Origin of the sequence: Burkholderia cenocepacia (genome assembly GCF_900446215.1) — a bacterium.
Taxonomy (GTDB): Bacteria; Pseudomonadota; Gammaproteobacteria; order Burkholderiales; family Burkholderiaceae; genus Burkholderia; species Burkholderia cenocepacia.
In genome coordinates, this window is sequence record NZ_UAQZ01000013.1 from 365,546 (window position 1) to 392,085 (window position 26,540).

The 26,540-nt window shown below is 68.2% G+C and carries 25 protein-coding genes; 5 read left to right on the plus strand and 20 right to left on the minus strand.

Features of this window, described 5'->3' with window-relative positions; genetic code table 11:
* Positions 1 to 84: 84 nt before the first annotated feature.
* A complete protein-coding gene (ahpF, locus tag DTA15_RS24180) occupies positions 85 to 1,686 on the plus strand; it encodes an alkyl hydroperoxide reductase subunit F (protein ID WP_006488688.1) in 1,602 nt (533 codons plus the stop codon).
* Between the two features lie 94 nt (positions 1,687 to 1,780).
* Here the strand turns inward: ahpF and DTA15_RS24185 are convergent, their stop codons facing one another.
* The 9 genes from DTA15_RS24185 to DTA15_RS24225 all read right to left on the minus strand — a co-directional run bounded on the left by DTA15_RS24185 (position 1,781) and on the right by DTA15_RS24225 (position 12,983).
* Positions 1,781 to 2,569 carry a hypothetical protein gene (locus DTA15_RS24185; protein WP_012493262.1) on the minus strand — a complete coding sequence of 263 codons (789 nt, stop codon included), beginning with the start codon at positions 2,567 to 2,569 and terminating at the stop codon, positions 1,781 to 1,783.
* Between the two features lie 168 nt (positions 2,570 to 2,737).
* Positions 2,738 to 3,637, minus strand: a complete 900-nt coding sequence (lpxO, locus tag DTA15_RS24190) for a lipid A hydroxylase LpxO (protein ID WP_006486222.1) — start codon at positions 3,635 to 3,637, stop codon at positions 2,738 to 2,740.
* A 207-nt stretch (positions 3,638 to 3,844) separates the two neighbouring features.
* Positions 3,845 to 4,399 carry a carboxymuconolactone decarboxylase family protein gene (locus DTA15_RS24195; protein ID WP_006486233.1) on the minus strand — a complete coding sequence of 185 codons (555 nt, stop codon included), beginning with the start codon at positions 4,397 to 4,399 and terminating at the stop codon, positions 3,845 to 3,847.
* A 25-nt stretch (positions 4,400 to 4,424) separates the two neighbouring features.
* The gene (locus DTA15_RS24200) at positions 4,425 to 5,759 is read right to left on the minus strand and encodes an aspartate aminotransferase family protein (RefSeq protein ID WP_006486239.1); all 1,335 of its coding nucleotides are present in this window, start codon (positions 5,757 to 5,759) and stop codon (positions 4,425 to 4,427) included.
* 15 nt (positions 5,760 to 5,774) lie between these two features.
* Positions 5,775 to 6,824 (minus strand): C45 family autoproteolytic acyltransferase/hydrolase, encoded by a 1,050-nt coding sequence (locus DTA15_RS24205; RefSeq protein WP_006486227.1) that lies wholly within the window; start codon positions 6,822 to 6,824, stop codon positions 5,775 to 5,777.
* A 20-nt stretch (positions 6,825 to 6,844) separates the two neighbouring features.
* The gene (gene glnQ, locus DTA15_RS24210; protein ID WP_006486238.1) at positions 6,845 to 7,573 is read right to left on the minus strand and encodes a glutamine ABC transporter ATP-binding protein GlnQ; all 729 of its coding nucleotides are present in this window, start codon (positions 7,571 to 7,573) and stop codon (positions 6,845 to 6,847) included.
* Positions 7,570 to 8,277 carry a glutamine ABC transporter permease GlnP gene (gene glnP / locus DTA15_RS24215; protein WP_020979474.1) on the minus strand — a complete coding sequence of 236 codons (708 nt, stop codon included), beginning with the start codon at positions 8,275 to 8,277 and terminating at the stop codon, positions 7,570 to 7,572. The genes glnQ and glnP overlap by 4 nt, the downstream gene beginning before the upstream one ends.
* Before the next feature lie 15 nt (positions 8,278 to 8,292).
* Positions 8,293 to 9,045, minus strand: a complete 753-nt coding sequence (glnH, locus tag DTA15_RS24220) for a glutamine ABC transporter substrate-binding protein GlnH (protein WP_006486224.1) — start codon at positions 9,043 to 9,045, stop codon at positions 8,293 to 8,295.
* Positions 9,046 to 9,443: 398 nt separating this feature from the next.
* On the minus strand, positions 9,444 to 12,983 hold the full coding sequence (locus DTA15_RS24225) for an ABC transporter ATP-binding protein/permease (protein ID WP_006486228.1): 3,540 nt from the start codon (positions 12,981 to 12,983) through the stop codon (positions 9,444 to 9,446).
* 119 nt (positions 12,984 to 13,102) lie between these two features.
* Here DTA15_RS24225 and DTA15_RS24230 point away from each other — a divergent pair, with 119 nt between their 5' ends.
* The gene (locus tag DTA15_RS24230) at positions 13,103 to 14,050 is read left to right on the plus strand and encodes a LysR family transcriptional regulator (protein ID WP_006486231.1); all 948 of its coding nucleotides are present in this window, start codon (positions 13,103 to 13,105) and stop codon (positions 14,048 to 14,050) included.
* 68 nt (positions 14,051 to 14,118) lie between these two features.
* On the opposite strand, the gene DTA15_RS24235 is transcribed toward DTA15_RS24230, so the two are convergent.
* Positions 14,119 to 14,490, minus strand: a complete 372-nt coding sequence (locus tag DTA15_RS24235; protein ID WP_006486225.1) for an MAPEG family protein — start codon at positions 14,488 to 14,490, stop codon at positions 14,119 to 14,121.
* 301 nt (positions 14,491 to 14,791) lie between these two features.
* On the opposite strand from DTA15_RS24235, the gene alr reads away from it, so the two are divergent.
* The gene (gene alr, locus DTA15_RS24240) at positions 14,792 to 15,913 is read left to right on the plus strand and encodes an alanine racemase (protein WP_006486226.1); all 1,122 of its coding nucleotides are present in this window, start codon (positions 14,792 to 14,794) and stop codon (positions 15,911 to 15,913) included.
* 186 nt (positions 15,914 to 16,099) lie between these two features.
* Here the strand turns inward: alr and DTA15_RS24245 are convergent, their stop codons facing one another.
* Positions 16,100 to 16,894 carry an enoyl-CoA hydratase gene (locus DTA15_RS24245; RefSeq protein WP_006486235.1) on the minus strand — a complete coding sequence of 265 codons (795 nt, stop codon included), beginning with the start codon at positions 16,892 to 16,894 and terminating at the stop codon, positions 16,100 to 16,102.
* 184 nt (positions 16,895 to 17,078) lie between these two features.
* Complete coding sequence (locus tag DTA15_RS24250) at positions 17,079 to 18,512, minus strand: MFS transporter (RefSeq protein ID WP_006486223.1); 1,434 nt, start codon at positions 18,510 to 18,512, stop codon at positions 17,079 to 17,081.
* A gap of 137 nt (positions 18,513 to 18,649) precedes the next feature.
* On the opposite strand from DTA15_RS24250, the gene DTA15_RS24255 reads away from it, so the two are divergent.
* Positions 18,650 to 19,540, plus strand: coding sequence for a LysR family transcriptional regulator (locus tag DTA15_RS24255; protein WP_006491368.1), 891 nt, complete (start codon positions 18,650 to 18,652; stop codon positions 19,538 to 19,540).
* A 30-nt stretch (positions 19,541 to 19,570) separates the two neighbouring features.
* Here the strand turns inward: DTA15_RS24255 and DTA15_RS24260 are convergent, their stop codons facing one another.
* From DTA15_RS24260 to DTA15_RS24285, 6 genes are all read right to left on the minus strand, one after another.
* A complete protein-coding gene (locus DTA15_RS24260) occupies positions 19,571 to 20,029 on the minus strand; it encodes a DUF3592 domain-containing protein (RefSeq protein WP_006486234.1) in 459 nt (152 codons plus the stop codon).
* Positions 20,030 to 20,174: 145 nt separating this feature from the next.
* Positions 20,175 to 20,540 carry a response regulator gene (locus DTA15_RS24265; RefSeq protein ID WP_006486240.1) on the minus strand — a complete coding sequence of 122 codons (366 nt, stop codon included), beginning with the start codon at positions 20,538 to 20,540 and terminating at the stop codon, positions 20,175 to 20,177.
* A 29-nt stretch (positions 20,541 to 20,569) separates the two neighbouring features.
* A complete protein-coding gene (locus tag DTA15_RS24270) occupies positions 20,570 to 21,529 on the minus strand; it encodes a chemotaxis protein CheX (protein WP_006486236.1) in 960 nt (319 codons plus the stop codon).
* Between the two features lie 22 nt (positions 21,530 to 21,551).
* Entirely contained in the window at positions 21,552 to 22,133 is a 582-nt protein-coding gene (locus DTA15_RS24275; RefSeq protein ID WP_006486232.1) for a hypothetical protein, read from the minus strand.
* A complete protein-coding gene (locus tag DTA15_RS39395) occupies positions 22,130 to 22,858 on the minus strand; it encodes a methyl-accepting chemotaxis protein (protein WP_034178465.1) in 729 nt (242 codons plus the stop codon). The genes DTA15_RS24275 and DTA15_RS39395 overlap by 4 nt, the downstream gene beginning before the upstream one ends.
* A gap of 22 nt (positions 22,859 to 22,880) precedes the next feature.
* Positions 22,881 to 25,256 carry an MCP four helix bundle domain-containing protein gene (locus tag DTA15_RS24285; protein WP_006491138.1) on the minus strand — a complete coding sequence of 792 codons (2,376 nt, stop codon included), beginning with the start codon at positions 25,254 to 25,256 and terminating at the stop codon, positions 22,881 to 22,883.
* 57 nt (positions 25,257 to 25,313) lie between these two features.
* On the opposite strand from DTA15_RS24285, the gene DTA15_RS38355 reads away from it, so the two are divergent.
* Complete coding sequence (locus DTA15_RS38355; protein WP_006491154.1) at positions 25,314 to 25,541, plus strand: hypothetical protein; 228 nt, start codon at positions 25,314 to 25,316, stop codon at positions 25,539 to 25,541.
* Positions 25,542 to 25,657: 116 nt separating this feature from the next.
* Here DTA15_RS38355 and DTA15_RS24290 read toward each other — a convergent pair whose 3' ends face one another.
* Positions 25,658 to 26,065: a type II toxin-antitoxin system VapC family toxin gene (locus DTA15_RS24290; RefSeq protein WP_006491144.1), complete on the minus strand. Its 408-nt coding sequence runs from the start codon at positions 26,063 to 26,065 to the stop codon at positions 25,658 to 25,660.
* Positions 26,062 to 26,304, minus strand: coding sequence for an antitoxin (locus DTA15_RS24295; protein ID WP_006491146.1), 243 nt, complete (start codon positions 26,302 to 26,304; stop codon positions 26,062 to 26,064). Before DTA15_RS24295 ends, DTA15_RS24290 begins: the two co-directional genes overlap by 4 nt.
* Between the last annotated feature and the right edge of the window lie 236 nt (positions 26,305 to 26,540).

A 26,540-nucleotide genomic window follows, 5' to 3' on the forward strand; every position in this document is an offset into this window, starting at 1 on the left:
CGGCGGGCCACGCACTGCGCGCCCCGCCCCCTCCTCCGGCACGACGTGCCCGACCAGCATAATCAATACGGAATCCGAAACGCCATGCTCGACGCCAATCTCAAGAACCAACTCAAAGCGTACCTCGAAAAAATCACGCGCCCGATCGAACTCGTCGCCTCGCTCGACGACAGCGCGAAATCGCAGGAACTGCTGGCGCTGCTGAACGAGATTGCGTCGCTGACGGATCGCGTGACCGTGACCGAACGCCGCGACGACGCCGAGCGCAAGCCGTCGTTCTCGATCGGCGAGCCCGGCAAGCCGGCCGGCATCCGTTTCGCCGGCATCCCGATGGGCCATGAATTCACGTCGCTCGTGCTCGCGCTGCTGCAGACGGGCGGCCATCCGATCAAGCTCGACGACGACGTGATCGAACAGATTCGCGCGCTCGACGGCGACTACGCATTCGAAACGTTTTTCTCGCTGTCGTGCCAGAACTGCCCGGAAGTCGTGCAGGCGCTGAACGTGATGTCGCTGATCAACCCGCGCATCCGCCACGTCGCGATCGACGGCGCACTGTTCCAGGATGAAGTCGAGTCGCGCCAGATCATGGCCGTGCCGACGATGTTCCTGAACGGCGCGTCGTTCGGCCAGGGCCGCAGCAGCGTGAAGGAAATCCTCGCGAAGCTCGATACGGGCGCCGGAGAACGCGCGGCGAAGTCGCTCGAAAACAAGCCGGTGTTCGACACGCTGATCGTCGGCGGCGGCCCGGCGGGCGCGGCTGCTGCGATCTACTCCGCACGCAAGGGCATCGCGACGGGTGTCGTCGCCGAGCGTTTCGGCGGCCAGGTGCTGGACACGATGGCGATCGAGAACTTCGTGTCGGTGCAGGAAACCGAAGGGCCGAAGTTCGCGACCGCACTCGAGCAGCACGTCAAGCAGTACGACGTCGACATCATGGACGTGCAACGCGCCGACGCGCTGATCCCGGGCGACGTGCACCAGATCCGTCTCGCGAACGGCGCGGTGCTGAAAGCGAAGACGATCGTCCTCGCGACCGGCGCACGCTGGCGTGAAATCAACGTGCCGGGCGAGCGCGAATACCGCAACCGCGGGGTCGCGTACTGCCCGCACTGCGACGGCCCGCTGTTCAAGGGCAAGCGGGTCGCGGTGGTCGGCGGCGGCAACTCGGGCGTCGAGGCCGCGATCGACCTCGCCGGCATCGTGAAGGAAGTCACGCTGATCGAATACGGCGCGCAACTGCGCGCGGACGAAGTGCTGCAACGCAAGCTGCGCAGCCTGCCGAACGTGACGATCGTCACGCAAGCGCAGACGACCGAACTGACCGGCGACGGCAGCAAGCTGAACGGGCTCGTCTACAAGGATCTGCGTTCCGGTGAAACGAAGCGCGTCGACCTCGAAGGCGTGTTCGTGCAGATCGGCCTCGTGCCGAACACCGAATGGCTGAAAGGCACGGTCGAACTGTCGAAGCACGGCGAGATCGTCGTCGATGCGCGCGGCGCGACGTCGGTGCCGGGCGTGTTCGCGGCCGGTGACGTGACGACGGTGCCGTTCAAGCAGATCGTGATCGCGGTCGGCGAAGGGGCGAAGGCGTCGCTCGGCGCGTTCGACCACCTGATCCGGCAGGACGTGGCGGCGCCGGCCGCCACCGCGCAGCCGCGAGTCGAAGAAGCGGTCGCCGCCTGACGGACGTCAGCCCGACGGCAAACAGTTTGTCTCTCTTGGCCCCGCATGCTTTGGTCGGCGTGCGGGGCCCTTTTTATGCCGAGGACGCCCGCGGCTACTTGGTCGCGGTCGGGCCGCCGTTCGCGGGCACGGGCGTCGTGGTCTTGAAATGGCTCGACTCCCTGACGAGCTGCTCGGTCATCGCGGCGGCTACCGGATTCGCGCCGGACGACGAACCGCCCTGCCGATACGAACCGGTGCTCGCCGACGGCATCGACTGCATCGGCGGCGGCGGCAACGACGGGTCGAGCTTCGCCGATTCCCTGACGAGCGCCGCCGTCTCCGGCGTTTCGGATTTCGTCGCGGCCGGCGGCGCGGCGGCGGCGTGGCGTTCGAGGCCATCGCGCTTGCGCGGCGCGCGTTGCGTGACCTGTGCGGGTGCGGCGGACTGAGCCGACCGAGCGGGCTTGGCGGCCGGCGTGGGCGGCGGCGTCGCTGGGGTCGAATCCTGAGCGTCGACCGTCACGACGTTGACTTTCGGCGGCGGGGCAGCCGGCTTCGTCACCGGTTGCGGCTTGTCGCTGACCACCGGAACCGCGGCAACCGCTGCAGGCGGGGCGACGACGCGGGCAGTGGCGGCCGGCGCGGGCGTGGATGCGGTGGGAGGCGGTGCGGCAGCCGCCTGCTTCGGCGCCGTCGCGACAGCCGGTGCCGGCGGCGCGATCGCGCCCTGCACCGCGTGGTCGTTGCCCGCGGGCGCCGCGGCAACAGGCGCGGCCGAATCGCCGATGCCGGCGTCCTCGATCGCACGGTGGTCCGCGCGCAGGAGCATCACGTACGCGGTGCCGGCTGCGGCGACCAGGAGCCCGCCGGCGATCATCATGGTTTTACGGGTACTCGTCATGCTTGCTCACCGATCATATCGACGTGAACAAGCCATCATACGCGGCCAACGTCCGTTGATCCCGCATGAATACATTTGGTTGCATTGATGTCGGCGCAGGCCGGCGGGGGCCGTCCGATGCCGCGCCGCACTATCGTCAGACGGGAAAAAATTGCCCGCCCTCGCCCGTCAGATACAGAAGATCGCGACCGCGATCCCGCCGAACAGCAGCCACTTGACGATGTAGTACACGGTGCGATTCCACGCCTTCAACCGCTTGCCGGCGCGGCGAATCGCATACAGGTACCGGAACGCGCGATTGAGCCCGCCCGTGCGATCGCCCGTTTCGTTCGGCGATGCGGCCGCGCGCATCAGCAGTTGCCCGAACGCATCGTTGATGCGCTGCGCCCAGCGATATTTCATCGGGCGCTCGATGTCGCAGAACAGGATCACGCGATCGTTCGCGGTGCGGTTTTCGGCCCAGTGCAGGTACGTCTCGTCGAACATCACGGCCTCGCCGTCACGCCATGCATACGATTCGCCGTCGACGACGATCCGGCACGCGTCGTCGTTCGGCGTGTCGAGCCCGAGGTGGTAGCGCAACGAGCCCGCATACGGATCGCGATGCAGCCCGAGCTTGCCGCCCGGCGGCAACTGCGCGAACATCGCGGCCTTGATCGACGGAATCCGCGACAGGATCTCGACCGAGCGCGGACACAATGCCTGCGCGGACGGATGCGGCGCGTCGTACCACTTCAGGTAGAAACGCTTCCAGCCGTTGCGAAAGAACGAATTGAAACCGATGTCGTTGTACTCGCCCGATGCCTTGATCCGGCTCGCGTCGCGCAACGCGAGCGCTTCGCTGCGGAACGTGCGCCATTCGCGCTGCAGCACCGCGAGCTCCGGAAAGTGATCCGTGTCGAGAAACGGGGTGGTCGGCACCGACGAGAACGCGTATGAAAAGCAGTTCAGCGGCGCGGTAAAGGTCGAGTGGTCGGAGAGTTGCCGGAACAACCCGTGCCGAACCTTGCCGCGCCGATGCGTGTACACGACACACGCAATGAACACGATCAGCAGGACCCAGCGCATCGATATTTCCCCCGTAAGCTGTTTGCCAGAATTCTAGGTACGGGAAAAATTTCTTGCACTGACGCGCAGGCCGCGCGGCGGGCGTCGTCACGATGCGGCGAGATGCCGGAACGATCCGCGCCGAAACGCCGAAAAGCCCGCGTATACGCGCTTTTCGGGCCATCCGGCGCGTGCGCGGCATGCCGCCGACACACGCGCCGGCGGCGATTATTCCGGAAACGGCAAATCAGTTTGTCCGTCTGCGCGCATACCGAACGTGTTCAGCGTCATCGCGACGAGCGCGTAGTAGCCGAGCAGCGCGACGAGGTTCACCACGGTCTCGTGGCCGAAACGCGCCTGCGCGCGCGCGAACGTCGCGTCGCTCACGCGGCGCGTGTCGTACAGCTCGGTGGCGAACGCATGGATCAGCGCGTCGTCGTCCGATTCGAAGGCAGGCGCGACGCCGAGCCGGATCGCGTCGGCCGTCGCGGCCGGCACGCCGGCCTCGAGCGCGATCGGATGATGGATGTGCCACTCCGCCTGCGAGCGCCAGCGCGCGGCCGTCACGAGAATCGCGAGCTCCGACAGGCGCAGCGGCAGCCCGGTGCGATAGCGGCAGAACGCGCCGAGCTTCTGCGCGTGCTGGGCCAGCTCGGGGCTCGCGATCCAGCCGAGAAACGGCCCGTTCAGGTTGCCGCGCGGGCCGCTGAGAATGTCTGCGAGCACGGCCTTCTGTTCGTCGGTGGCCGACGCGGGGTCGAAAGGAGGCAGTCTGTCTGTCATGGTGAGGATTCGCTGAGATCGGGGTTCATGCACCGGCCGACGCGAGCGCCGCGCCGATCGCACCGGACAGCCGCTCGACGATCGTATCGATCTGCTGCGCGGTACACACGAACGGCGGCGCGATCAGGATGTGATCACCGTGCACGCCGTCGATCGTGCCACCCATCGGATACACCATCAACCCGCGCTGCATCGCCTCGCGCTTGACCGCCGCGTGCAGCTTCAGCGCGGGGGCGAACGTCGCCTTGGTGTCGCGATCGCGCACGAGCTCGACGCCGACGAACAGCCCGCGGCCACGCACGTCGCCGACGTGCGGGTGCGCGCCGTAATGCTCGCGCAACGACGCACGCAACTGCTCGCCGCGCGCCTTCACGTTGTCGAGCAGCTTGTCCTCGGCGATCACGCGCTGCACTTCGAGCGCGGCCGCGCAGGCGGTCGCATGGCCGAGGTACGTGTGACCATGCTGGAAGAAGCCCGAGCCGTCGACGATCGTGCGATAGATCCGGTCGCTCACCAGCGTCGCCCCGATCGGCTGGTAGCCCGCGCCGAGCCCTTTCGCGATCGTCAGCAGATCGGGCGCGACGCCGTCTTCGTCGCAGGCATACCGGTAACCGGTGCGCCCCATCCCCGACATGATCTCGTCGAGGATCAGCAGCACGCCGTACTTGTCGCACACCGCGCGAATCTTCTGCAGGTACGTGCGCACCGGCGGCACGGCGCCGGCCGTCGCGCCCACCACCGTTTCCGCGACGAACGCCGCGACGTTTTCCGCGCCGAGTTCGACGATCTTCCGTTCGAGCTCGTCCGCGAGGCGCTGCGCATACGCTTCGTCGGTTTCACCGGCCTGCTGGTCGCGGTACGCATAGCACGGGCTCACGTGGTGCGCCTCGATCAGCAGCGGCAGGAACGGCTCGCGTCGCCATGCGTTGCCGCCGATCGCGAGCGCGCCGAGCGTGTTGCCGTGATAGCTCTGGCGCCGGGCGATGAAATGACGGCGCTGCGGCTCGCCCTTCTCGACGAAATACTGGCGCGCGAGCTTCAGCGCGGCTTCGATCGCCTCGGAGCCGCCCGACACGAAATACACGTGATCGAGCCCGGCCGGCGCGCCGTCGACGAGCCGGTCGGCCAGTTCCTCGGCCACGTCGGTCGTGAAGAACGACGTGTGCGCGTACGGCAATTGCTGCGCCTGCCGCTTGATCGCGTCGATCACGCGCTGGTTGCTGTGGCCGAGACACGATACGGCCGCGCCGCCGCACGCGTCGATATAGCGTTTGCCGGTCGAATCGATGATCTCGATGCCGTCGCCTGCGACGGCAACGGGCAAGGTGGCGCGCGGGGCGCGATGGAAAACGGTCGTCATGCGTGGCCTCATGGATCAGGATGCGCGGTGAGCGCGTCCGGACGGCACGATGCGCGTCGCGAAGCGCTGCGTGCCGTGTTGGTGAACGGTGAAATCGATCGATGCCGCGCCGATCGCGAACACGGCCGTCGCCAGCGTGTTCTCGTCGTCCGGATCGGCCGGATCGTCGCGGTAGATCGGCAATCCTTCAGGCGCGCGATCGCCGAGCACGCGCAGCAGCGCGGCTTCGTCGATCGTGTCGATGCCGGGCGTCAACGCGTCGACGCGACGCTGGCGGTCCGCCGACGACTGCGTGACGATCTGCGCTTGCGCGTCGCAGCCGGGATGCACGAGATGGTTCGCATGGCCGGCGAGCCGCGCGACCTCGATGACCGAACAGCGCGCGACGCTCGCCTCGATGCTCAGCAATCGCGCATCGCCGGTCGCCCCGAGCGTGTGATGAAAGCCGCTCGCGCGCGCGTGCCGGCGCAGCACGTCGACGGCCGCATCGAGCGACGTCGCGTCGAGCACCGCACGCGCGAGGATCATGCGCGGTACGCCCGGCGCCGGCGTGCGGATACGCAGGTTGTTGATCGCTTGCGCGATGCCCGCGCGGTTCGCGGCGAACGTATGGCCCGGCAGCGAGCCGGGGTAGTAGAAACTGACGAAGCCCGGCTTGCCGGCCGGCTGCACGTCGACGAGCAGGCACCGTTCGCGCAGGTACGGATCGCCGTCCTCGTTGTGCGCGATCCAGCGCGTGCCGTCCGCATCGCGCGCGGCAAGCGTCGTGCAGCCGTCCGGCGCGTTGTGGATCAGTTCGCCGCGGCAGTTCCACAGGAAGATGTCCTCGGCCGGCCAGCCGATGCCTGCCGCGATCCCGTCCAGCTCCGCGACGAGGTCGGGGTACGCGGCGAGCGCGGCCCGCCGCAACGCGTCGACGAACGGATGGCCGCGCCAGCGGCGCACGGCCTGCCATGCGCTGCTCTGCTGCATGTACGCGTCGAATACCGGGCGGGCAAGCTCGCCCAGGCGCACGCCGATGTCGAACGGCGTGCCGGCGATGACGGGAGAAAGGGAAAGCGGCATGTCGGAAGTTTCGGTTTCGTTCAGGACACGTGTTTCAGGAATTCCTTCAGGCGCGGCGTCGGCGGCCGGTCGATCAGGTCGACCGGATGGCCGTCCTCGGCGATGCCGCCCTGATCCATGAACAGCAGCCGCGTGCCGACCCGCTTCGCGAAGCCGATCTCGTGCGTGACGACGATCATCGTCATCCCTTCGGTCGCGAGATCCTGCATCACTTTCAGCACTTCGTGGCGCAGCTCCGGATCGAGCGCCGAGGTCGGCTCGTCGAACAGCATCAACCGCGGCCGGATCGCGAGCGCCCGCGCGATCGCGACTCGCTGCTGCTGGCCGCCCGACAGCTCCGACGGGTAATGATTCGCGCGCGATTCGAGGCCGACCTTGTCGAGCAGCGCCATCGCCTGGTCGCGCGCGTCGGCGCGCGACGCGCCGCGCACCTGGATCGGCCCGAACATCACGTTCTCGAGCGCGGTCATTTGCGGGAACAGGTTGAACTGCTGGAACACCATGCCCGCTTCGAGCCGGATGTTGCGGATCGTCGTCGCGTTGCCGCGCACGCTCTGGCCGTCGACCAGCAGCTCGCCGCCGGTGATTTTCTCCAGCGCGTTGATACAGCGCAACATCGTCGATTTGCCCGAGCCCGACGGACCGACCACGACGACCACCTCGCCCGCGTCGATCTTCAGGTCGATGTTCTTCAGCACCGGCACGTGGCCGAAGCTCTTCGACACGTTCTGGAATTCGATCATGCTCATAAGATTTTCATCCGCTTTTCGACGAGCCGCAGCGTCAGCGTCATCGCGCCGGTCAGCAGCAGATAGATGACGGCCACCGCCGTCCAGATCTCGACCGCCTGGAAATTGCCCGCGATGATTTCCTGCCCCTTGCGCGTCAGTTCGCCGACGCCGATCACGATGAACAGCGACGTGTCCTTCAGGCTCACGATGCACTGGTTGCCGAGCGGCGGAATCAGCCGCCGGAACGCGAGCGGCCCGACCACCTTGAGCAGCACGCGCGGCATCGACAGGCCCATCGCGAGCCCCGCTTCCGTCAGCCCCTTCGGGATCGACAGCAGCGCGCCGCGCACCACTTCCGCGAGATACGCGCCGGAATTCACCGTGATCGCGATGATCGCGGCCGTCAGGCCGTCGATGCGGATATGCGCGAGCAACGGCAACGCGAAGTACAGGAACATCACCTGCACGACGATCGGCGTGCCGCGGATCAATTCAATATAGACCTGTGCGAGCACGTTCATCGCCTTCGGTCCGTATGCGCGGAACATCCCCGCGATCATTCCGACGACGAAGCCGCCCACCAGCCCGAAAAATGCGATGAACACCGTCAACCGGACCCCGTCCATCAGGTCCGGCAGCGCCGCCCAGATCGCCGACCAATCGAAATTCACTTGTCGCTCCCCGTTCGATTCAAGACCGGCGCGGCCGTTCGGCCGCGCCATGCTGCGTGGTCACGCTCACATCTTCGGCGGCTCGGCGCCGAACCACTTCTTGTAGATCTGCGCGTAGCGGCCGTCGGCCTTGATCTTCACGAGCGACGCATTGACCTTCGGCACGAGCGGGCTGCCCTTCGGGAAGCCGATCCCGTACTTGTCGCCGCTGACCGGCTGGCCGGCGACCTGCACCTTGCCCTTGCCTTCGTTGTTCACGAAGAACAGCACGTTCGGCGTATCGTGCATCGCCGCGTCGACACGGCCGGCTTCCAGTGCGAGATAGGCCTGGTCGATGTTCGGGAACTGGCGGACCTCCTTCGGCTTCAGGTGCGCCTTGATCCAGTCGATCGTCGCGGTGCCCGTCTTCGCGGCGATCACCTTGCCGTTCAGGTCGTCGATCGACTTGATCGACGTATTGCCGGCTTGCACCATCGCGGCGAGCCCGCTGTCGTAATACGGCGCCGAAAAGTCGATCGCCTTCTTGCGCTCTTCCTTGATGGTCATCCCGGACAGCGCGACGTCGATGTTCTGCGTCTGCAGCGCCGGAATCAGACCCGCGAAATCCATCGGCTGGATCGTGTATTTCCAGCCCTGGTCCTTCGCGATCTCCGCCCACAGGTCGAGATCGAAGCCGACGTACTTGTCGCCCTGCTTGAACTCGAACGGCATGAACGACGTATCGGTCCCGACGACGAGCGTCTTGGTATCCGCGTGCGCGAGGCTGGCGCCGAGCGCGGCGACGACCGCGACGGCTTTCAGGAAGGAACGGCGACTCATGGTTTCTCTCCGCATGATTGAGCGATGTAGCCGGCCAACAGGCCGGCGGAACGACGACATCAAGCCGCACCGCAACATGCGATGTCGAATTAGACCTTAGTGCAACAAGTGTTGTCAATGGCGATACTACGACAACAAAAAAGTCCGCAACAGGTAAATGCATCGAGACAAACCCGGGCCGCGCGGCGCGGATAGATCGGAGGAAAACGGGGGGACGGCGGTGCAGAGCGCCCCGCCGGATCGCGCCGCGCCGAGGGGCGGCGGCACGGGGAGAGAAGATGGGGTGCGCCGTGCCGCGCTGGCCGTGCGCGCCGAGCCGGCAACCGCCGGCTCGGCTCAATGCCGGTGGCGATACGCGCGGGCAATGGCCAACGGGCAACGCGCCGATGCCGCGCCGCTCACGCCGCGACCCCGCTCGCCTGATGCGATACGAGCCGCGCATACGCGCCCTGCCGCGCGATCAGTTCCGCGTGGCGCCCGGCCTCGATCACGGCGCCCTGCTCCATCACGAGGATCAGGTCGGCATTGCGCACGGTCGACAGGCGGTGCGCGATGATGATCGACGTGCGCTGCGTCATCAGGTCCTCCAGCGCCGCGCGGATCTGCTGCTCGCTGATCGTGTCCAGGTGCGACGTCGCCTCGTCGAGGATCAGCACCGGCGCATCCTTCAGGAACGCGCGCGCGATCGCCACACGCTGGCGCTGGCCGCCCGACAACTGCACGCCGCGCTCGCCGACGCGCGTCGCGAGCCCGTCCGGCAACCGCGCGACGAAGTCGCCGAGCGCCGCGTGGTCGATCGCGCGCCGCACGTCCGCGTCGGACGCATCGTTCGCGGCGAGCCGGATGTTCGCTTCGAGCGTGTCGTTGAACAGATAGGTATCCTGCGCGACGAGCGCGATGTGCTGCCGCAGGTCGTCGAGCCGCAGGTCGCGCAAGTCGACGCCGCCGAGCGTCACGCGGCCCTGCTGCGGGTCCCAGAAACGCAGCAGCAGGCTCGCGACCGTCGACTTGCCGGCGCCCGACGCGCCGACCAGCGCGACCGTGCTGCCGGGCGGCACCTCGAAGCTCACGCGGTCGATCGCGGGCACGCCGCGCCCCGGATACGTGAACGACACGGCCTCGAACCGCACCGCCGGATCGCCTGGCATCGCGTGCGCGCCGTCGGTCACCGTCACGGGCTCCTTCTCCAGCGCGCGCAAGCGGCGCGTCGACGCGATCGTGTCGGCCAGCTGGCGCGCGACCTGGCCGATTTCGGCGACCGGCATGAACGCGGCCACCGCGACCAGCACCAGCAGCGGCAACGACTCGCGCGGGAACCCGCCGCGGGCGCACAACCATGCGCCGAGCGCCGCGACCGCCAGCCCGCCGAGCCCGCTCGCGACTTCCAGCGCGGCGCTTTGCGTCGACAGATCGTCGAGCAGCTTCGCGCGCTGCCGGCGGTACGCATCGACCTCGGCCACGAACGCCGCGCGCCGGCGCCCGATCGCCTGGAACGCGGTCAGTTCCGCGAGTCCCTGGATCGTTTCGGTCAGGTGCGCGCCAAGCTGGCCGAGCGCTTCGCGCGCGCCGGTACCGAGCCGGTCGACGTCGCGCCGGGCCAGCACGGGCGCGAGCCCGGCCCACAGCAGGAACGGCAGCAGCACGAGCGCGAGCGGCCACGCGACCGACGCGAGCAACACCAGCACGCCGGCCGGCACGAGCACCGCGACGAATGCCGGCGCCAGCGTGTGTGCGTAAAAGTATTCGACGGTCTCGACGTCCTGCGTCGCGAGCGACACGAGATCGCCGGAACGGCGGCGCAGCAGCCCGGCCGGCGCGAGCCGTTCGAGCGTCGCGAACAGCGCGATGCGCATTTCCGCGAGCAGCCGGTACGCCATGTCGTGCGCGAGCCACGATTCGAGCCAGTGCAGCACGGCCGCGACCGGCGCGATCACGAGCAGCGCGGCCACCAGCCCCGTGCCGACCTGGCCGGTCGGCACCGCGCCGACCACTCGCGCGCCGAGCACGCCGACGCCGATGAACGCGAGCACGCGGCCGATCCCGAACAGCACGGTCAGCACCACCTTGCCTTTCCATGGACGCACGAAGCGCAGCAGCGTCCGCACCGTTTCCGGCCAGCCGATCGTCGCCGCGTCGTCGTTCAGCGGCCGCACCTGCGGGCCCGACGACGCACGCGCGGTCGCGCCGGCCGCCGCCGTCGTGCCGACGGATTCGGCGACCGCTTCCAGTTGCGGCCCCATCAGCCGGCGATACGGGCCGTCGCGTGCGATCAGCGCCGCATGCGTTCCTTCGTCGACGACCTGCCCCTGGTCGAGCACCAGGATGCGATCGGCGCCGATCACGCTGGACAGCCGGTGCGCGAGCACGAGCGTCGTCCGTCCGCGCGTGAGCCGGTCGAGCGCCTGCTGGATCAGCGCTTCGTTTTCCGCATCGACCGACGACAGCGCCTCGTCGAGCAGCAGGATCGGCGCATCGCGCAGCAGCGCGCGGGCGATCGCGATGCGCTGGCGCTGGCCACCCGACAGCACGAGCCCGCGTTCGCCGATGCGCGTCGCGTAGCCGTCGGGCAGCGCCGCGATGAAATCGTGCGCGTTGGCCGCGCGCGCGGCCGCGATCATGTCGGCATCGCTCGCATCCGGGCGGCCGAGCCGCAGGTTGTCGGCAACGCTGCCGTCGAACAGCGTCGCATCCTGCGCGACGACCGCGATCATGTCGCGCACCTGGTCGGCAGCGAGGGTCCGCACGTCATGGCCGCCGATCCGGACCGCGCCGCCCTGCGCGTCGTGCTGGCGCAGCAGCAGGCGCACGATGGTCGACTTGCCGGCCCCGCTCGGCCCGACGATCGCGACCGTCTCGCCTTCGCGTACCGAGAAACTCAGCGCCGCATGGGCATCCGCGCGGCGCCCCGGATACGCGAAGCGCACGTCGTCGAACGCGATCTCCGGCCGCAGGCCCGCCACGCGCGGTGCGTCGGCGGCCGGCGCCTGACTGCCCGCGTCGAGCAGCGCATGGATCGCATGCGCCGCCGACTGGCCGATCATCCCCTGATGCAGCACCGCGCGCAGGTCGCGCAGCGGCCGGAAGATCTCGCTGCCGGCCATCAGCACGATCAGCAGCGCCTCGAGGCTCATGTCGCCGTGCCGCACGCGCCACGCCCCCACCGCGATCGCCGCGGCCGCGCCGAGGCCGGTGCCGAGATCCGTGAAGAACCGCGTCAGCAAACCGAGCGCGAGCACCCAGAACGTGCTGTCCGACAGCGCGCGCGCCTTCGCGGCCAGCTTCGCGCCGAACGCGCTGCTCTGCCCGAACGCCTTCAGCGTCGGCAGGCCCTGCACCGCGTCGAGAAACTCCTCGCCGAACGCCTTGAACGCGGCCGAACGGGCGAGCGCCGCGCGCTGGTCCGCGCGATGCACGAGCTGCGGCAGCGCGAGCGTGACGAGCGCCGCGACCAGCAGGATCGCGGCCGTCGGCACGTCCCACCACGCGAGCATCGCGAAGATCATGATCGGCGCGCATGCGGCGATCACGAGCTGCGGCAGGTAGACGCCGAAGAAGGTCTGCAGCTGCTCGACGCCGTCGACGACGGCCAGCATCACGCCGCCCGTGCGTTCGCCGCTGAACCATGCGGGGCCGAGCGCGGCGATCCGGTCGAACAGCCGCGCGCGCAGCGTGGCCTGCACCCGGCCGGCCGTGTGCTGCGCAAGCACCGTGCGGCGATGATCGAGCCATGCACGCAGCAGCACGCAGGCCGCCGTTGCCACGACGGCTTCGCCGATGCCGCGCGCCGGCGCGCCGGAGAAAACCAGCGCCAGCACGCGGCCGAGAAACACGAAGCGGAGGATGCCGACACCCATCGCGAGCAGCCCGAGCGCGACGGCCGCCGCCACCCGCCAGCGCAGTCCCGTCATCATTGCCCATAGTCGTCGGTCGAAATACATGCAGCCCTCCGGTCGGTGTTTCGTTGCGTTTTTCTGGACCGGATCGAGGCTACCCGCGCGGCCCGCGCGCGGCAAAAGATGATTTTTCAACGGGTGTTGAGTCAACTACAATACCCCGCATGTCGCACCTTCCTCCCCTCAGCGCACTGCGTGCTTTCGAGGCGGCCGTCCGCCTCGGCGGGTTCGCGCGCGCGGCGGCCGAGCTGAACGTGTCGACCAGCGCGGTCAGCCACCAGATCCGTTCGCTCGAGGAATCGCTGGGCGCCAGGCTGCTCGAACGCAGCACGGGGCTCGGCGGCATCAGTCTCACGCCGGCCGGCACGCGCCTGCTGCCGGCCGTCAGCGATGCGCTGTCGCGTCTGACCGACGCATGCGCCGAGATTCGCGGCACCGCGCAACGGCTCACCGTGTCCGCCAACGCGCCGTTTTCGTCGATGTGGCTCGCGCGCCGTCTCGCGGAATTCTCGTCGCTTCATCCCGACACCCCGCTGCATGCGGTCGTGCTCGACGACGAGCCGGATTTCGCGCGCAGCGGCGTCGACCTGGCGATCGTGCACGTACCGGCGCACCGGCTGCGGGCCGACGACGACGTGCTGATGCGGGAAACCGTGTTTCCGGTCTGCAGTCCCGAACTGTTTCCGTACGCCTCGGGGTACGTGTGCCGCTCGCGGCTGCTGCAGGAAATGCACGAGGACAGCCCCGAAATCGACTGGCGCAACTGGGCGGTGCACTTCGGCTTGCCAGACGACTTCGAGACGAAGATCGTCCGTTACAGCAGTTTCAGCCAGGTGATCGGCGCGGCCGTGGGCGGCGCGGGCATCGCGCTCGGGCGCGTACCGCTGATCGAGCCCGAACTGCGCAGCGGGCGCCTGGTGCCGCTGGTGCCGGGCCTCTCGCGCGATGCGTCGTGGCGCTTCGTGCTGCGCCGCCATCCGTCGACGCGACACCGGCTGCTCGATCCGTTGATCGCGTTCCTGCGCAACGAAGCGGACGCGCCGCCGTTCGTCTCGAAGAAGGTTGCGCCCGCATCCAACGACAGTCACGCACGGGGCGCGGGCGGCGCCTGACGCGCCGGCTCGCGAAGCCGGCCCGCGAAGCCGGCCCGCGAAGCCGGCCCGCGTTGCCGGCGAACCGCTTACGGCGTCGCGAAGAACAGCGCGACGACGCACGCCATCCCGCCGAACCACACGAGCGAGCGCAGCGACGCCCAGTTCAGCAGGTACATCAGCGCATAGACGACGCGGATCGCGACGAACGCCACCGCGAGCTGGTCGACGCGATGCACGTTCGCGCCGTTGTGCCACGCCACCACCAGCGCGGCCGTGAACAGCGCGAGCGCTTCCCACGAATTCTGATGCGTGGCCTGGGCGCGGGCACGCCAGCCTTCGAGCTTCGCCAGGTACTCGCGCGGCGCGCGGTTGTCGTAACCCTTGCGGGCCTTGGCGAGAAACGTCATCGGGAACGGCAACAGCGCCACGATGAACAGGCACAGCTGGGACGTCGTCATCAAAGTCTCCTCCGTTATGATTACATTGATCAATGACAAGATCGCCGAGAGCTTAGCATTGCGGCATGCCGTTCGCGCACCGGTTTTCTAGACGGGAGACTCGGCTGGGCAAGCCACGGGGGATGGCGTGCGGCCCGCTGCGGCGCCAAAATTTCCACCAAATCGTCGACAAATACGTTAATTAAAACTGGTCGAACACCAATAAGATAGCGTTCAACACTGGCTTGGCGCGGTCGCGCCAGCCCACCGTTTCACGCCGCGCCAACCGCGCACCGAACGACATCCGACCCGAGCCCTTGCCATGCCCCGTCCCATCGTCGCCCATATCCGCCCCGACGCCGTCCGCCACAACCTCGACTTCATCCGCCGCACCGTCGCCCCATCGCGCGTGTGGGCCGTGGTCAAGGCCAATGCGTACGGCCACGGCATCGAACGGATCTATCCGGGCCTCGCGGCCGCCGACGGCATCGCGCTGCTCGATCTCGACGAAGCCGTGCGCGTACGCGAGCTCGGCTGGGACAAGCCCGTGCTGCTGCTCGAAGGCGTCTTCGAGCCGGCCGACGTCGAACTCGCCGATCGCTACCGGCTGACGGTCGCCGTTCACTGCGACGAACAGCTCGACCTGCTGATCGCCGCGAAGCCGCGGCAGCCGATCGACATCCAGCTCAAGATGAATTCCGGCATGAACCGGCTCGGCTATCGGCCGGCCGCGTTCCGCGCCGCGTGGGAACGCGCGGCGAGTGCACCGTCGATCGGCAAGATCACGTTGATGATGCATTTCGCGAACGCCGACGAAGGCGAAGTCGACTGGCAGTTGGAGCAGTTCGACGCGACCACGGCCGGGATTCCGGGCGAGCGCTCGGTGTCGAATTCGGCGGCCGTGCTGTGGCATCCGCGCGCGCATCGCGACTGGGTGCGGCCCGGCACGATCCTGTACGGCGCGTCGCCGACGGGTGCTGCGCGGCATATCGCCGACACGCCGCTGGTGGCCGCGATGACGCTGACCAGCAAGATCATCGGCGTGCAGACGCTCGCGCCGGAAGAGACCGTCGGCTACGGCCGCCGCTTCACGGCCGACCGGCCGATGCGGATCGGCGTCGTCGCGTGCGGCTACGCGGACGGCTATCCGCGCCACGCGCCGACCGGCACGCCGATCGCGGTGGACGGCGTGATGACGCGCGTCGTCGGCCGCGTGTCGATGGACATGCTGACCGTCGACCTGACGCCTTGCCCGAACGCGGGCATCGGCTCGAGCGTCGAGCTGTGGGGCGACCAGGTGAAGGTGGACGACGTCGCGGAAGCCAGCGGCACGATCGGCTACGAGCTGATGTGCGCGCTCGCGCGCCGCGTGCCGGTCGTGATCGTGCCGCCCGGCGCGTCGACCGTGCAAGCGCCGCTGCGGACGGGGAGCTACGGTCGCTGACCGGCGGCGCTGCGTCGCGGCGGCGGTACGTGACCGCGTCGCCGCGCATGCCATGCTGTCTATCTGCTTGCGGGCCGCCTCGGGCGGCCCGTTCGCTTTGCAGCGCCCCCACGCGCGCCGGCGACGACGCGGTACGGCGTTGCGCGCCGTGCAACGACACGCTGCGTGCCCGCCTCCGTCACCGCATCACGAACGCCACGTCGGCTTCCGCTTCTCGAGGAACGCGTCGATCCCCTCGCCCGCATCCTCTTCCATCATGTTGCGCGCCATCACGTCGCCCGCATACGCATACGCTTCGTCGAGCGGCAACTCGCGCTGACGATAGAACATCTGCTTGCCATAACGCACCGCGGCCGGGCTCTTCGCGACGATCTCCGCGACCTTGCGCGCGACGGCTGCATCGAGTGCATCCTCGGGCACGGCTTCGTTGACGAGCCCCCACGCGGCGGCCGTCGCCGCATCGACGAAGCGCCCGGTCATCAGCATGTCGAAGGCGCGCTTGGCCGCGACGTTGCGGCTGAGCGCGACGGCCGGCGTCGAGCAGAACAGCCCGACGTTGATGCCCGACACCGCGAAGCGCGCGGTATCGGCCGCGATCGCGAGGTCGCACGCGGCGACGAGCTGGCAGCCGGCCGCCGTCGCGATGCCGTGCACGCGTGCGATCACCGGCACCGGCAACGCGCGCATCGCGAGCATCACGCGGCTGCACTGCGCGAACAGCGTGCGGTAGTAGTCGAGTTCGGGCTTGCCGCGCATCTGCCGCAAGTCGTGGCCGGCGCAAAACGCCTTGCCTTCGGCGGCCAGCACGACGCAGCGCACGTGCGGATCGGCCGCCAGCGTATCGAACGCATCGTGCAGGGCCGACAGCATCGCTTCGGACAACGCGTTGAACTGCTGCGGGCGGTTCAGCCGCAGCGTGACGACGCCGTCGTGCGCGTCGCGCAGCAGGATCGGCTCGGCGGTCTGTTGATCGGGTTCCATGGGGCTCCGCTGGACGGGGGTCGACAGGTTGCGCGGCGAGGCGGGCGGGTGGTCATCGCGCCCGCTCGCTCGCGGCATATCCCGGAAATGGTCCTCCACATTGCGCACCGCGTCCAGCCGCGTCGCCGCATGCGCGTGCGCGGCGGCCTGCCGGCCACTACGCCACACCCTTGCCGCTCGTGCGTCAACGGCGCGGCTGCGGCTGCGCGGCTTCCACGCGGCCTGCCGTCCTCGCCGCCAGCGCGGCTATCGCATAGGCGACGCATCCGAGCGCCGCGACCGCCCACAGCGCATCGGCCGGATCCGGCAACAGGATCGTCGCGGCGCCTGCGACGGCCACGCCGAGCAGGCTGCCGGCCTGCCGCGCCGCGTTGAGGAACCCGGATGCCACGCCCGCCGCGTCGGCAGGCACCTGTTCGAGCACCGTCGCGATCATCGGCGCCACCGACAGCGCGGTTCCGGTGCCGAATGCGACCATGGCCGTCCAGACCACCGGCCACGGCGCACGCAGCGCGAGCGCAAGCGCGATCGCCGGAACGGCCAGCGCCGCCATCGCGAGGCCGTTTGCCATCAGCCTGACCGGACGCACCCGGCCGTGCAGTTTTCCCGACAGCAGATTGCCGAGCGACAGGCTCAGCGCGAACGGCAACAGCGTCAGCCCCGTCTGCCGCGCACTCATGCCGAAGCGCCCGTGCAGGTACAGGCTCAGCACGAACAGCAGCCCGAAGTAGCCGACATAGACGAGGCTGCCCATCAGGTTCATCGCGACGAAGACGCGATTGCGAAACCACGCGAGCGGCACCATCGGATGGCGGGCACGCCGCTCGATGACGACCAGCACCGCGGCGGCGAGCGCGGCGACCAGCAGCGCGCACCGGACCTCCGTGGCGCCGACGCCGCGCGTCGGCAGTTCGATCACCGCGAAACACAGCGCACCGAGCGCCGTCGCGCCGACGCACTGGCCCGCCCAGTCGAACGGGCGCACGTCCCGCGCGGCCGACGCCCGAACGAGCGCCGCCGCGCCGGCAAAGGCGACCGCGCCGGTGGGCACGTTGATCAGGAACGCGCTGCGCCAACCGAAATCGTCGACCAGGATTCCGCCGAGTACCGGCCCCACGGCGACCGCGACCGACGCGATGCCGGCCCACACCGCGATCGCCCGCGCGCGCTCGGCCGGCACGTCGAAGGTGCTGCGCACGATCGCGAGCGACGCGGGCAGGAAGAGCGCGGCGCCCATGCCCTGCCCGAAACGCGCGACCACGAGGATCGCCACCGACGACGCGCCCCCGCACGCCGCCGACGCGGCGACGAACAGCGCCAGCCCGGCCAGATACACGTGCTTCGCGCCGAACCGGTCGGACAGCGCGCCGCCCGCGAGGATCAGCGCGGCGAAGCTGAGCGTGTACGCGTCGACGATCCACGCGAGTTCCGCGACCGTCGCGCCGAGGCTCGTGCGCATCGCCGGCAGCGCCACGTTGACGATCGTCGAATCGAGCACCGCCATGAACATGCCGACCGCGACGAGCGCCAGCGTCAGGCGCTGCTCGCGCGCCGTCGGATGGTTCGGTGTCGCCACCGAGACGGGTGCGGGGACGGAAACGGAATGGCAGTCGGACATGACACCTCCAGGCAGATGCCGGGAGTCTAGGACCGGCCGCGCGATGCGGAAAAGTGATAATTTCGCATTTGCCTGATGCAGATCTGCATCACCGATTCCCGTCCGTCGCCACCAGCCCGATGACACAATCGATCCGCATGAACTGGGACAACGCCCGCTTCTTCCTCGCCCTGGCGCGCACCGGCACCCTGCGCGGCGCCGCGGCGCAGCTGAACGTCGACCAGGCGACGGTCGGGCGCCGGATCGCCGCGCTCGAGGACGAACTGTCGGCCCGGCTGTTTCTCCGCACACCGACCCTCTATGTGCTGACGACCGCGGGCGAAGCGCTGCTCGAACCGGCCGAAACGATGGAACGCGCGTCGCTGACGATCGAGCGCCGGGTAATGGGGCTCGACGAGCAACTGGCCGGGTCGGTGCGCATCGCCACGACCGACACGCTCGGCAAGCGCTTCGTCGTTCCGGCGATCGCCCGCGTGCGGCGCAAGCATGCCGGCATCGACGTGGTATGCGTGACGTCGGCGCAAATCACCAACCTCACGCGCCGCGAGGCGGATCTCGCGATTCGCACGTTGCGGCCGGAATCGCCGGACCTGATCGTCAGGCGGCTCGGTCATCTCGAAACGGGCATCTACGCATCGCGCCGCTACCTGGCCGAACGCGGCGAGCCGGTCGCCGGCAGCGCGTTCGACGGGCACGATCTGGTGATGTACCAGCAACCGGTGGTGCCGACGATGTGGGACGCGCTGTGCGGCGAACCGACTTCGCGCGGCCGCGTGATGTTCCAGACGTCGTCGACGATGATGCTGGTGGAGGCCACGCTCGCGGGGCTCGGCATCGCGGAGCTGCCGTGCTTCCGCGCCGACACCGAGCCGGAACTGGTGCGCCTCATGCCGCAGCGATGCAATCATTTCGACGTGTGGCTCGTCGCCCACACCGATCTCTACAAGACCGCGCGCGTGCAGGCGGTGATCGAAGCGGTCGTCGACGAATTCGCGACGGCGGCGAGCGCGACGACCGCTGCCCGATAACGCGGGTTTCAGGCTTTGCAGGCTTCTGCGTCAGCGCACCGGGGGGTGTCTCCCGCTACGCGAGGCACGCACGCCCGACCACACCTGACCGACGCCAACGGCGAAAAAAACCATACCCATCGCGCCGATGGTCAGCACGGTGCCCCAGATCGCGCCGAACGTGTTCATCCGCGCGGTCGTCCTCGGCGCGTCCGGCGCATAGCGCACTTCGACCGTCGCGCCGTCCTCGACGCTGACTTCGCCGCCTTGCGCATAATCGACCTGCTCACCCGCGAGCGTCGTGAACGTGATCTCCGGATGATGCGGACCTGCGTTCAGCTTGACCACGCGCCCTGGCACGACGACCGACGTTCGCAGGAATTCGCGTGTCGACTGCGCGTACAACGCAGTGCCGATCAGCATGCACGTGCCCACGATGGTAAAAACGATGCCCTTCGCGATCCGCCACTCGATGTGCTGCGCAGCGGGTCGCCCGATTTCAGTTGCCATCTGCTTCGTTCCGCTCCTGATGTTCGTCAATGCCGGGCATGCGGCGCATGATGCGCCGCCACGCCGCCCTCGGCATCCGGCAGGATACGGACATCCCGGCACGCTGTAAATCGCGTACGCAAGCCCGCGCCGGGCCGCTCGCGCGTCAGCCCGCGAGCTTCTTCAGCGCGTCGAGCACCGCATCGCCCTTGAACGGCTTCACGATCCAGCCCTTCACGCCGGCGGCCTTGCCGCGCTCCTTCATCGCCGGGCTGCTTTCGGTCGTCAGCATCACGACGTTGACCGCCGTGTTCGCCAGTTCGCCGCGAATCTTCTCGACCATCGTCAGGCCGTCCATGTTCGGCATGTTCACGTCGCTGATCACGAGGCGCACGCCGGGCGTCGCCTTGAGCTTCGCGAGCCCGTCCTTGCCGTCGACGGCCGTCGCGACGTCCAGCCCGTGATTGCGCAGGAAGCCGGCCACTTCGTCGCGCACCGTGCCCGAATCGTCGACCACCAGAATCTTTGCCATGTCGTATTCCCCTTTCGTTGTTGCTGACTTCAAAACAGTTCGAGTTCGCCCGATTCGACCATCGGCCCGACGTCCTGCACCGATTCGCGGAAATCTTCCGGCGACCAGCTGAGGCTGAACACGAAACGCTGGTCGAGACGGACCGAACGCCCCGATGCCGGATCGGTCATCCGGTACTTGAAACAGAGCTGCGGGCAGTCGCCGCCGAACGAGATGAACTTCTGCTTGTGATTGACGACGAGCGGCACCTGCACCGGATGGCGCGCCAGCGCCTCGGCGTCGCCGAGATAGCGGTTCTTGAACGCGCCCCACACGAGGTTGGTCAGTTCGCCGAGCACGCTGTTCACGTCGCGGAAATCCGGCGCGCGGCCGCCGTCGCGCGTGCCGCCGAGCATGTCGAGCAGCGGCTGCTCGCTCGTCTGCAGCAGCATGTAGCCGCGGCACCACGCGCTTTCGAGCGCGATCAGGCTGAACACCTCGCCGAAGATGATCTGGTCGCGCACGATGCACGGCGTGTCGTGCTCGATCGTCATGCCCGGGAACAGGCTGTCGAGGCGCGCCTCGGTGATCTCCGAGATGCCGCGCACCAGCGCGTTCGGGTAGTCGCGGCCGAACAGGTATTCGTCGATCGCGCGCTCGAGCGGCGTCATGTCGTCGGCGACGTAGGCCGCGCATGCGACGCGCGCCAGCGCATCGGGCAGCCCGTCGCGCGACGCGAGCGATTCGCGGCGCAGGATGATCGGCAGCTCGGGCCGCAGCGCGTCGATCTGCGTCGCGATGATCGCGCTCTCGACCGGCGAGCCGCCGTAATCCTCGGCCAGCAGGATCGCGCCGAGATCGATGTTCGAGCGCAGCACCTTCAGCAGCCGGCTGCGCCGCACGGTCAGGCCGACCAGGTTGTGCTCGTCGCAGAAACGCTTGATCGCGTCGGCGTGCACGCGGCTGTCGTCGAGCACGAGCACCTTGCTGACGGGTTGGTCTTCGGTCATCTCACGGGTTCCTGATGGTCGGTCAGAACAGTTCGAGCTCGCCGCCGGTTTCCACCGTGGCCGTTTCCGGCACATGGAAATCGACCGGCGCGTTCGCGCACACGCACAGCGTCGCGCCGACCCGCACGTCGCCGTCGAGCGTCAGGTCGTACGCAGCCACGTAATCGGGCGCGAGCGCACGCATGTAGTCGATGCTCGCGCCGCTCAGCAGGTAAGGCGTCGACATCCCGAGATCGGGAAACGGCGCGGTCAGCGCCTGGTTGATCGCGCCGCAACACAGGTTCGCGACCTCCATGAACGCTTCGGTCAACGGCCGCTGGCTGCTCGTGCCCGCCGTCGTGCCGGCGAAATGGCGGCGCGTCGCGTCGTCGTCGCTGAAGCGCAGCGCGAGCAGCAGGCGGAAATGCAGCGCCGAGATCGTCAGCACGGCCACGTGTTCGGGCACCTTCGGCTTCGATCGCGATTTCGCGAGCACGCGATCGGGCGCGTCGGGATCGTGACCGGCGGCCGGCCGGATCTCGCACGCGCCGCCGGCCGCGAGCCGCGTGCGCGCGGCATCGAAAAAGATCCGTTCGAAACCGGCCCTCGCCTGCGCACTGATCACGCGGCTTCCCCTTCGATTCGCGCGTGCAGTTGCCCGGCCAGCGTCTCGACGGTCGCGAGCGCGGCCGTGATCATCTTGCCGCCGGCCTGGATGTCCTGGAACGTCGCGGCCGTCACGAGATCGTTGCGGTTCAGGCTGTCGCGATAGCTGTTCGACAGTTGCTGCGAGCGCGCGGCCAGCCCGCGCACCTCGCTCGCGACGATCGAGAAGCCGCGCCCGGCCGTGCCCGCGCGCGCGGCCTCGATCGACGCGTTCAGCGACACGATCGATACGTGCGCGACGATCGCGGACAGTTCCTGGTTCTTCGTGCGCATGTCCTGGTTCTGCGTGGTCAGCGAGATCATCTGCTCGTGCCAGCGCTCGAACGTGCCGGCGAGCCCGCGCAGGCGCGCGGCTTCGTCGGCGATCTTCAGCGCGTGCTGCGCGAGCGCCGCGCGGTCAGCCGACAGCGCCTGCAACGCGTCGCGCTGCGCGCCGTGCGCGGCGGTCTCGCGCGTCAGCGCCTCCGCCAGTTGCGCCTCGCGTTGCGCCCATGCGTCGGCGGCGTCCGCATGCGCCGACGCCGCTTCATCGGCGCGTGCGCCGGCTGCATCGAGCGCGTCGCGCAACGCATCGGCCTCGCGCGTGAGCGCCGCGACGAGCCGCCTGCGCGTCACGCGCAACACGACCGCCGCCGCCACCGCGACGACCACGCCGCCCGCCAGCGCGGCGGCCACCTGAATCATCCACGCCTGCTCGATCACGCCGTCACTCCGCTGCGCCGATATCCGCGATGCGCGCCCGCTGCGCGTGCGCGGCACCGTCCGCCGCGAAGCGCGCCGGCAGCGACACGATCGTCTCGAACGCGCGATACGGCGCCCCGACGCGATCGTCGGTGAAGCGCAGCGCGATATCGCCGCCGTCGCGCTTCAGGAAGTTGCGCACCGCGTCCATGCCGACGCCGCGCCCCGATACTTCGGTCACCGTCCGCGCGGTCGAGAAGCCCGGCCGGAAGATCAGCTCGGCGACCTCCTCGTCGGACAGCGCCGCTTCGCTGTCGGCATCGATCCAGCCGCGCTCGCGCGCGATGCCGCGAATCCGGTCGAGCGCAAGGCCGCGGCCGTCGTCGCCGAGCACGAACCACAGCTCGCCGCCGCCCACGCCGACCGCGATGTCGATCGTGCCGGACGCCGCCTTGCCGGCCGCGCGCCGCTCGTCGGACGATTCGATCCCGTGGTCGATCGCATTGCGCAGCAGGTGCATGAACACGTTCTTCAGCGTCGCAACGATCTCGCTGCGCACGCGCTGGCCGTGACTGTCGATATGCACGACGGGCGCCGGCTTGCCGAGCTCGGCCGCGAGCGACGGCAGCGACTCGATCACGCCGCCGAGCGCGTCGCCGATCCCTTGCGTGCCGAGCTGGCTCAGCATGCGCCGCACCGCATCGCGCGCCGCGTGCCAGTCGGACGCGTTCGCCGGATCGGCGCCGTCGAGCACGCGCAGGCTCTCGCTGATGTGCGCGCGCTCGACCATCAGGTAGTCGGCGCCATGCTGCGCCGGCTCGCCGCTGCGGCCGAGCGTGACCGCGTTGATCGTCGCGTAGTGGTCGACGGCTTCACGTACGCGCGCCAGATCCTCCATCAGCGCGTCGCGGTTCCACTCGGGGCCGCTGTCCGCGCGGCGCAGCGATTCGTACGCCTGCTCCGCTTCGTGGACGATGTTCGTCAGATGCTGCAGGCTGTACGTGCGCGCATTGCCCTTGATCGTGTGCATGTTGCGGAACAGCGCGGCGACGATCGAGTGATCGGCGCGCTCGTGCTGGCGGATCATCCGCTCGTTCTCGCTGAGGAAGCCCTTCGCGCTGTGCACGAAGTCGTGGAACTTGTCCTGGCTGATCGACAGGATCTCGCCGATCATCTCCAGGCGGCGCTGCTGCTCGCCGGCCTGCGCGGTCAGCTCGCGGATCTCGGTCACGTCGCGCACGCACAGCATCAGGCGCACGACCGTGTCGGTCTCGTCGGTGATCGCCGACCAGCTCAGGTCGAGCCACTTCTCGCGGCCGTCCGGCATCCGCTTCGCGACCTCGTTGACGAGCAGGTGCTCGTTGAACGCGAAGTTCATGCTGTCTTCGCCAAGGCATGCGTGCACGGCCGCGTCGACCTGCGAGCGCGCGTCGGCGCCGATCGCCGAATCGTCGAACACGAGCGCCATCAGGTCGCGGCCGGCGATGTCGTTCGTCTCGAAGATGGTTTCGAGGTACGCCGAATACTCGGCATGCACGACGCCGCCTTCGACGACGGTCAGGATGCCCTGCTGCATGTTCTGCAGCATCGCCTGGATGTCGGCCGTCTTCTGCTTCAGTTGCGCGGCGTTCTCCTGGATCTTCTCGATCATCCCGTTGAACGCGACGATCGAGTGGCCGATTTCGTCCATCCGGCCCACCGGCACGCGGCGCGTGAAATCCTGGCTCGTCGCGATCTCGCTCATCGCCGTCTGCATCCCGATCAACGGGCGCGTGATCTGGCGATACAGCACGAAGCCGAGCGCGGTCAGCAGCACGATCACCGTGCCGGCGACGCCCGCGATCGCGGTCGCCGTGGTCGCGAGCATCCCGTTCAGCGCGCCGATCGCGTCGTCCTTCTGGCGGTTCTTCTCGACGCGCAGCGTGTCGACGATGCTTTCGAGCTCATCGCGATACTGCGCGACGTTCGCGAACAGGTAGGCCTGCGCCATCTCGGCCTTGCCGTCCGTCTTCATCTTCACGGTGTCGTCGATCGCCGCGAAATAGTTCGTGGCGCTGTCCTTCGCCTGCGCGACGAGCCCTTCCTGCGCGCGGCCGACCGCCGATTTCGCCTGCGCGTCGAGTGCGGCGCGCAGCGCGGCCTGCTTCGCCTTCAGCTCGTCGCGCGCCTGGGCGGCGGTGTTCGCGTCGGGCGCGTAGACGAGCGTCATCGTCGCGATCTGGATGTTCTTCACATCGGCGACGAGATCCGCCGACGCGAGCGCGCTCGGCACGATTCCCTGGGTGACCTGACGCACCTCGGATGCGCTCTTGCGCGTCTGGTACACGGCATAAGCGCCGATCGCGGACAGCGCGAAGAACGTCAGGACGACTAGCAGCGTAATGCGATGACGGATGGTCATGAGTACAGCTCCCCGCAGCGATCCGGGTTCGATCGCCCTCTGGTCTATTGAAAGAATATGAGCGCCGAATTATCGGGGATGGTGTATGACTGTCCGATGACCGAAAATCAATCGGTCATTGAGAAAAATGAAATGAATAATTGCGCGGGGAAAAGCCTAAAGTTTTTGGTCGGCTTGCCGTTAACTTTCCGCCGCCATACCCCGTATGGATGCGGCGTTCGACGAATCGCACGAATAGCGGATATTCATTGTTTTATTCATGCTCCGCAAAATCCGTTCTATTGAATGCCGGAAAAACGTTTGCGTATTATCGGCGGGTCGTCTTTTTCTGACACCTTTTTATGCTCTACGCGGGGTTTGTCGGGCAGGTTCGTTAATGTCGATCTTGCATGACCTACCGTTCAGTCTGCGCTCGGTTCGGCTAGCCAGTCTTCGAATTGCAGCCGCGGAACGCGCTCGAATTCGCGGACGTTGTGCGTGACCAGCACCAGTTGCCGCGCGCGCGCCTGCCCTGCGATCAAGGCGTCGTATGGACCAATCGGCGTGCCGGCCGCGATCAGGTGCGCGCGAATTTCACCCGCATGCTGTGCATCCTCGGTGTCGAATGATACGACCTCGAACTGCAACGCCTCGACACGCGCGACGTTCGCCGCCGCTCGCTGGCTCTTGTACGCGCCGTAGTAAAGCGCGTGCGCGACGATCGCGGGGATCCCGAAATCGGCCGGGTGCCAGGCATGCAAACGGGCCAGTATCGCCGGCTCGCCTTTGAGAATGGCGATCACCGCGTTGGTATCCAGCAGGAACTTCATTCGAACACGTCCAGGCCCGAGCGCTCCTGAGCGGACGGCTGTGTGGTCGCGGCAGCCTCGAAATCGGCGTCCACCGGACCGATCAGCGGTGCCAGCCAAGCCCAGTCTTGCGGCATCGGCTCGAGAATGACGGCCGCCCCGTGGCGGCGGATGCGAACCTCGGCCGTATCGAAGCGGAAATCCTTCGGCAGCCGGACAGCCTGCGAGCCGCCATGCTTGAAGAGCTTTGCAGTATCCATCGCTCCATCCTCACGTATCTACAGAATGTATCTGTTTTATCAACTGTACGTGAGTATGACGAGTCGTCCACTTGGCCTGTCGTCGGCGTATATCCGGGCCGTCCGGCCATGCCTGGCCGCGTGATATCGCGATCCGTTCCCGCAACGAACGGCGCCCCGATTCATTCCGGAGAGGAAACAATCAATCCCGCCCCGGCGATTCCCCTCCCGATCCGCCCGCTCTAGACTGTCGCATC